The 6,210-nt window shown below is 42.0% G+C and carries 5 protein-coding genes; all 5 read right to left on the bottom strand.

Annotation, left to right across the window (positions count from 1 at the left end):
• Positions 1-122: 122 nt before the first annotated feature.
• The 5 genes from CHU92_RS02430 to era all read right to left on the bottom strand — a co-directional run bounded on the left by CHU92_RS02430 (position 123) and on the right by era (position 6,058).
• On the bottom strand, positions 123-2,972 hold the full coding sequence (locus CHU92_RS02430) for an outer membrane beta-barrel protein (protein ID WP_094412247.1): 2,850 nt from the start codon (positions 2,970-2,972) through the stop codon (positions 123-125).
• Between the two features lie 81 nt (positions 2,973-3,053).
• The gene (locus CHU92_RS02425) at positions 3,054-3,533 is read right to left on the bottom strand and encodes a nucleotidyltransferase (RefSeq protein WP_094412245.1); all 480 of its coding nucleotides are present in this window, start codon (positions 3,531-3,533) and stop codon (positions 3,054-3,056) included.
• 2 nt (positions 3,534-3,535) lie between these two features.
• Positions 3,536-3,718, bottom strand: coding sequence for a hypothetical protein (locus CHU92_RS02420; RefSeq protein WP_094412243.1), 183 nt, complete (start codon positions 3,716-3,718; stop codon positions 3,536-3,538).
• Positions 3,719-3,756: 38 nt separating this feature from the next.
• On the bottom strand, positions 3,757-5,067 hold the full coding sequence (gene der / locus CHU92_RS02415; protein WP_094412241.1) for a ribosome biogenesis GTPase Der: 1,311 nt from the start codon (positions 5,065-5,067) through the stop codon (positions 3,757-3,759).
• A gap of 106 nt (positions 5,068-5,173) precedes the next feature.
• Entirely contained in the window at positions 5,174-6,058 is an 885-nt protein-coding gene (gene era / locus CHU92_RS02410) for a GTPase Era (RefSeq protein WP_094412239.1), read from the bottom strand.
• Positions 6,059-6,210 lie beyond the last annotated feature (152 nt).

The raw sequence follows: 6,210 nt of genomic DNA, 5'->3' as shown, positions 1-6,210 counted from the left end.
GAAATAAATTCAACTTAAATTCCTAATGACTTTTTTGGGTTTAAAAAAGTTTTGCTTCACATGTACTACTCCCGCGGGCAATAGTTGCAAAACAAAATATTACTTGCGGGGTATCCTCTTTATTACCAAAACCAGAAGCCTCCTCCTTCGTCATCGTCTTTATTCTCTTTGGCGCCAAATTTCTGGAGTTTATATGTAAGGGAGAACATTACATAACGGCGCAAAACGGTATTTTGCTGATCGAGTATTCCGGTAGGGTTAATGGTGCGGGTGGCGCTCAGGTTTTGGTTGAGCAGGTCATATACTTTTACTTTAAACAATAGCTTGTCTTTTAAAAAATTGTAGCCCACACTCGTATTCCATAAAAGGAAATCTTTGCGGAAACCATCGGCAATATTTGAATTATAGGTATAGTTGATGTCATTGCCTATTACCACATGTTTGGGCCAGTAAGACGTTGTTTCCAGCGAAAGGCCATGCACTACATTAGAGGCCCGGCCCAGGGTATAGTTGGTATAGTTCTGTTCGCTGTACTCGAATTTATAGCTAGGGTTCAGGCTAAGTAAATCGCCATAGTTATACCTGAAGCCTATCTTGGGTGACAGGCTTACTTCGCGCGCTTTGAAAATCACACCATTCGTAAAGCCTTTAGCGTAAGCGTAGCCACTGCTAAGCCCAAGGGTAAATCGATAAGAATGGGCTTCACTCTTAATGGTTTTATTCCAGGCTCCGCCCACCCAGTTATTAAAATTGCCCGCTATATTAGTGTACGTAGTCGTACTTTTAGCACTTTGGTCTATGGTTGTATTGGCTACAATCTGGCTTTCATAATATGTACCGCCGCCATATATGTTCCAGCCGCTGTTTGTGGAATAATTGTAGTTGCTGAAACCCATATAGATATCATGGCTCTTGTTAGGCTTTAATTCAGGATTACCTATAGAGGTAGCCAGCGGGTTGCTCAGGTCTTCTACAGGAAGCAACTGGGCTGCGGTGGGAAATTCAATCTGGTAGGCATAGTTGAAATAAAGGTATTGGGAATTTGTAAACCGTAAAGAGGTATAAAGATTGGCATACGGCAGGATATACTGCCTGTTAATGGCATAGTCCGTACCGAGGTATGAGGCATAATTTTGCAGGCTTACTACTGTCGTTCCCGTCTCAAGGCTCAAATTGAATTTTTCTTTTTCGAGGCTTAGCCCCACATAAGGCACAATTCGGTCTTGTTGTTGAGACAGGTATTGCGTGAGGGCACCGTTGGCAATAGAATAAAGACCGGTTGCGGCATCAAAATCAAATACCTTGCGGTTATTTACAGTGTTATTTATAGTGTATCCATTGCCTATTTTCAGCCGTAATGAGTCGAGTACCGGTTCTAAATATTCTATCGAGATGCCCAATTGGTCAGTATAATTATGCTGGTACAGCACCTGGTTCCTTATGTCGGATGAAGTTTCAGGTATACCATCATTATTGGTGTCATTATAAAAAAATGTTGCCGACTGGTTCAGGTTATCCGCTTTGTTTTTTTGTATGTTATTGTCTAATGAAACAGAAAGCGACCTCCCTTTTTTGCTGCGGAAAGCTTTGAAGAATGTAAGGGTGTTCACAAAGCTGTGGTTATCGGTTTCATTACGGTTAGAGGCATTACTTTCGTTAAGCAGCACATTATTGCCATTAATAGCCCTTTGGGAAGAAGTTGCTTTATACTTGTTGTTGCTCCACATAAATCGGGGGTTTATGTTCAATTGGGCTGTGGAGTCAATCATTATGTCAAATTCTGAGTTGATGTTGTGGCTGTAAGAATCCGATTTGGTCCTGGACTCGGAAAAAGTAGTATACTCTGTATTCAGGTTGCCGGTATCGGTTACATTTTCGTTTTGGGGCAGCAGCGTGGTCTGCTGTGTACGGTTATCGTTTTCCGTACGGAAACCATTATAAAAATAACTTACATTAGAATCAAAACCTTTCACAAGCGCATCAGAATAGTTTACCCCGGCCAGGTTGGACCTTGTAATGCCTGTTCCCTGCGCCCCGCCAAACTGTACACCATTAATACTAAAACTGCCATTGCTTGACATGGACATGGTGCGGTTCCGCCCCCCGCTCATACTGTCAAATATTTCATTCATGGAAAACCCCGAAGAGTTTATATTATTGGACGAAGCCAAAACGCTTATTTTCCTGTCACCCTTAAAATAATTAAGCATCGCACTGCTTTCATACCGCTTATCACTGCCATAGCCCCCCATAAATTTCCCAAACAGCCCCTTATTCTTGTCTTCCTGTATAGTAAGGTTTATACTGGAGTTATTGCCGCTGGCCGCCTGCCCCGAAAACTCTTCTTCTTTGGTTTTGGTATCGGTTACTTGTACTTTGTCAATTATTTCAGCAGGCAGGTTTTGCAGGGCTATTTTTCCATCCTTATCAAAAAATGGTTTCCCGTTTACCAGTATCTGGTTTACCTCTTTTCCGTTTACTGTAATTTTTCCTTCCTCATCAATCTCTACCCCAGGCAACTGTTTCAGCAGCGCCTCCACATTCGCATCCGGCCGCACCTTAAATGATGAGGCATTAAACTCAAGCGTATCTTTCTTCACCCGGATGGGAGGGATTTCACTTTCTATAACCACCGCGTCCAGTTCAGTAGGGCGGTCCTCCAGCTTTATAACCCCAAAATCCTGGTCGGCAGTTACATTTTCGAGCAGCTGGCTGTAATCCAGGAGCCCCACAAATGATACTTTCAGATATACCGGATAAACCAGTTTGTGGGTCTTTAGCTCCCAGCTGCCGCTTTTTCCTGAGATGGTATAAGTAACAACTGAAGAATCTTTGGCAGAAGTAAGATATATAGTGGCAGATTCCAGTGGTATGCCCGCATTGTCAGCCACTTTGCCCTTTAAGGTTACGGTCTGGCTATAGGATACAGTGCTTAAAATGAGCAATAGCAGCAAACAAAGGTTCCTGTTCATATATAGTTTTTAGTTGGTTTAGGTAAGTTAATTCCTTAAAACAGCTAAATAACTATTTTAGTATGTTAAATGCAATTTTGGTTAAGGGATTTTATTTATTTCTTTAAGTTGTTGTATATCCAAAAAATCTTTAGAACGCCCTGCCTTGATTTTACTGGTTATAAGATCATCCAGTGATATAACATTCCAGTGGAGAAACTCTGTTTCATTAACAATTACTTTTTCACTATCCTGATAAGCTTCATCAAAGGATTTATTAACAGAAAAATTGGTAATAAGTTCCAAATTAAGATCTGAAGGAGAGAATTTTACAGAAATGTTTTGAAGCTTATTTTTCACAGCATCAGGAAAATCTGTAATCTCATAACCCATTTCCTGGAAAACTAAAATAAGGTTTGAAAAATTTTCCTCTGTTGTATCTATCCAGAAATCAACATCTGCAGAATGACGCTGGTAACCGTGAAAATTGACTGCACCTCCACCTACCATAAGCATACGCACATTATGTATAGTGGCAAGTCTTATAAAGCTTTTTATACTTTCATCCCATACCTGCTGCATTTTTATTTCGGAATTATTTTAATAATAAAATTATCCTTTTGTTTCAGCTTTTTTTTTGAAGGAAAATGTTCAAGTGCCGCACAAAGCCTGAGAAAGGCAAGCACACGTTCTCCGCCCGGCAATTTTAAAAAATCCTCACGTTGTAGCCGGTTGCTTTCCTCTTTTGTCTGAAACCTGATCTCCATCAGAAAAAAATTATAATTTCAAAATTAAAGAAAATAAACTATTTCTGCCTGAAATAAATATCAATGGGTACGCCTGAAAAATCAAAGTTCTCCCGCAATTTATTTTCTATAAACCGCTTGTATGGCTCTTTTACATATTGCGGCAGGTTACAGAAAAATACAAACTGGGGGGTAGGGGTAGGCAGCTGCATGCAAAACTTTATTTTGATGTATTTGCCTTTGAGTGCCGGCGGCGGGTTATGCTCAATGATGGGCAGCATAAGCTCATTAAGTTTTGAGGTAGCTACACGCTGCCTGCGGTTTTCGAATACCTGTACTGCTGTTTCAAGGGCTTTAAGCAGGCGCTGCTTTGTAATTGCCGAAACAAAAAGTATCGGCACATCCGTAAACGGGGCTATTTCTTCACGTATTTTCTTTTCATAATCGCGTGTGGTCATAGTGTCTTTTTCCACCAGGTCCCATTTGTTTACCAGTATTACAATACCTTTACGGTTCTTCTCGGCCAGCCAGAAAATACTTTGGTCCTGCCCTTCAAAACCACGGGTGGCATCTATAACAAGAATACAAATATCGCTGTGTTCTATAGCCCTTACTGAACGCATAACGGAGTAGAACTCCAGGTCTTCCTTTACTTTTGCCTTGCGGCGTATTCCGGCAGTATCAACAAGGTTAAACTTAAACCCGAAACGGTTGTAGGTAGTATCAATGGCATCGCGTGTAGTCCCGGCAATGTCGGTCACCACAAAACGGTCTTCGCCAATAAGTGCGTTTATGAAAGATGATTTACCGGCATTAGGCCGGCCTACAACAGCAAAGCGCGGCAGCGCTTCTTCATTTTCAACAGGTGCTTTAGCTTCAGGCAGGAGTGCTACAAGGGCATCAAGCAATTCGCCGGTACCGGAGCCGCTCATCCCGGCAATGGTATAGTAATCACCAAGGCCAAGGTTATAAAATTCCACCGCGTCTTTTTCGCGCATGGCGTTGTCCACTTTATTTACAGCAAGCAATACAGGTTTTGTGACCTTGCGGAGCAGTTTGGCCACTTCCTCATCCATCGGGGTAATGCCGTCCTCAACATCGACCACAAAAATTATGGCATCGGCCTCATCAATAGCCAGCTCTACCTGGCGGCGTATTTCGGCTTCAAAAATATCATCAGAACCTTTTATGTAACCACCGGTATCAATTACCGAAAACTCTTTGCCATTCCATTCGCTCTTGCCGTAATTCCTGTCGCGCGTAACGCCGCTTACAGAGTCAACAATCGCTTCCCTGCGCTGTATAAGGCGGTTAAAAAAAGTGGATTTGCCCACATTTGGCCTTCCCACTATGGCTACGATGTTATTCATGCTCCTGATTTAATTTTTGCAAAAGTAAGTTTTAAAGTTGAATGTTGTAAAGTTTTAAAGTTCCCTATGCTCAACTTTCCGACTTTATGACTATGTAACTTTTTAACTACCTGTTGTTATACCCAAACCTCCTAAGCTGGTAGGCATTGTTCCTCCAGTCTTTATTGACCTTGACAAACATTTCGATATGTATCTGCTTGCCAAAGAATTTCTCGAGGGCTTCGCGGGCCTGTATGCCTACCTTTTTTATGGCTGCGCCTTTATGCCCGATTATTATCCCTTTTTGGGTATCGCGTTCTACCATGATAACTGATTTAATGCGGATGATATCATCATCTTCAATAAATTCTTCCGTTTCAATTTCTACAGCATACGGGATTTCCTTGTCGTAATTAATGAGTATTTTTTCACGGATTGTCTCGTTCACAAAAAAACGTTCCGGCTTATCGGTCAGGGCATCTTTCGGGTAATACGGGGGCGACTCAGGCAACAGCTCTACAATGCGGCTGAATATATTGGCAACATTAAAATTTTCCAGTGCAGAAATGGGGTATACTTCGGCATTGGGTACCTTTTCCTTCCATAAATCCATTTGTTCTTCGAGCTGCTCCTGTGTGGATTTGTCTATTTTATTCAGTAGCAGTAATACCGGTATCTTTGCCCTGATTATTTTGTTAAAGAAAGCTTCATCCTTAAGCTCTTTCTCACCGGTTTCCACCATATATACCAGTATATCGGCATCTTCAAAGGCTGATTTTACAAAATCCATCATGGAGTTTTGAAGTTCGTATGCTGGCTTAATGATTCCGGGCGTATCTGAAAATACGATTTGGAAATCTTCGCCGTTTACTATGCCCAGTATGCGGTGCCGCGTGGTTTGTGCTTTTGAAGTGATAATGGAAAGCCTCTCGCCAACAAAGGCGTTCATAAGGGTACTTTTGCCTACATTAGGGTTGCCGATGATATTTACAAATCCTGCCTTGTGTACCATAACATTATCCTGTTTTTTTTATGGGCCAAAGGTACCACATTTATCCCACATTATATGCCGTTATGGGTATGGCAGGCAGCAAGTCACGGAGGGAGGCGCGGGCCTAGCCCTGATGGGAGCGGCATCCTCCCCGCCGCCTGCTTTCGCGGCGG

Source organism: Flavobacterium cyanobacteriorum, from assembly GCF_002251835.1.
Classification (GTDB): domain Bacteria; phylum Bacteroidota; class Bacteroidia; order Flavobacteriales; family Flavobacteriaceae; genus Flavobacterium; species Flavobacterium cyanobacteriorum.
The sequence above is the reverse complement of the archived record's forward strand: the minus strand, read 5'-3'. Positions and strand labels throughout refer to the sequence as shown.

Bases quoted from the DNA above. Each gene is read 5' to 3' on its own strand.
- CHU92_RS02420 (WP_094412243.1), bottom strand. From the start codon at position 3,718: ATGGAGATCAGGTTTCAGACAAAAGAGGAAAGCAACCGGCTACAACGT.
- CHU92_RS02430 (WP_094412247.1), bottom strand. From the start codon at position 2,972: ATGAACAGGAACCTTTGTTTGCTGCTATTGCTCATTTTAAGCACTGTA.
- era (WP_094412239.1), bottom strand. From the start codon at position 6,058: ATGGTACACAAGGCAGGATTTGTAAATATCATCGGCAACCCTAATGTA.
- der (WP_094412241.1), bottom strand. From the start codon at position 5,067: ATGAATAACATCGTAGCCATAGTGGGAAGGCCAAATGTGGGCAAATCC.
- CHU92_RS02425 (WP_094412245.1), bottom strand. From the start codon at position 3,533: ATGCAGCAGGTATGGGATGAAAGTATAAAAAGCTTTATAAGACTTGCC.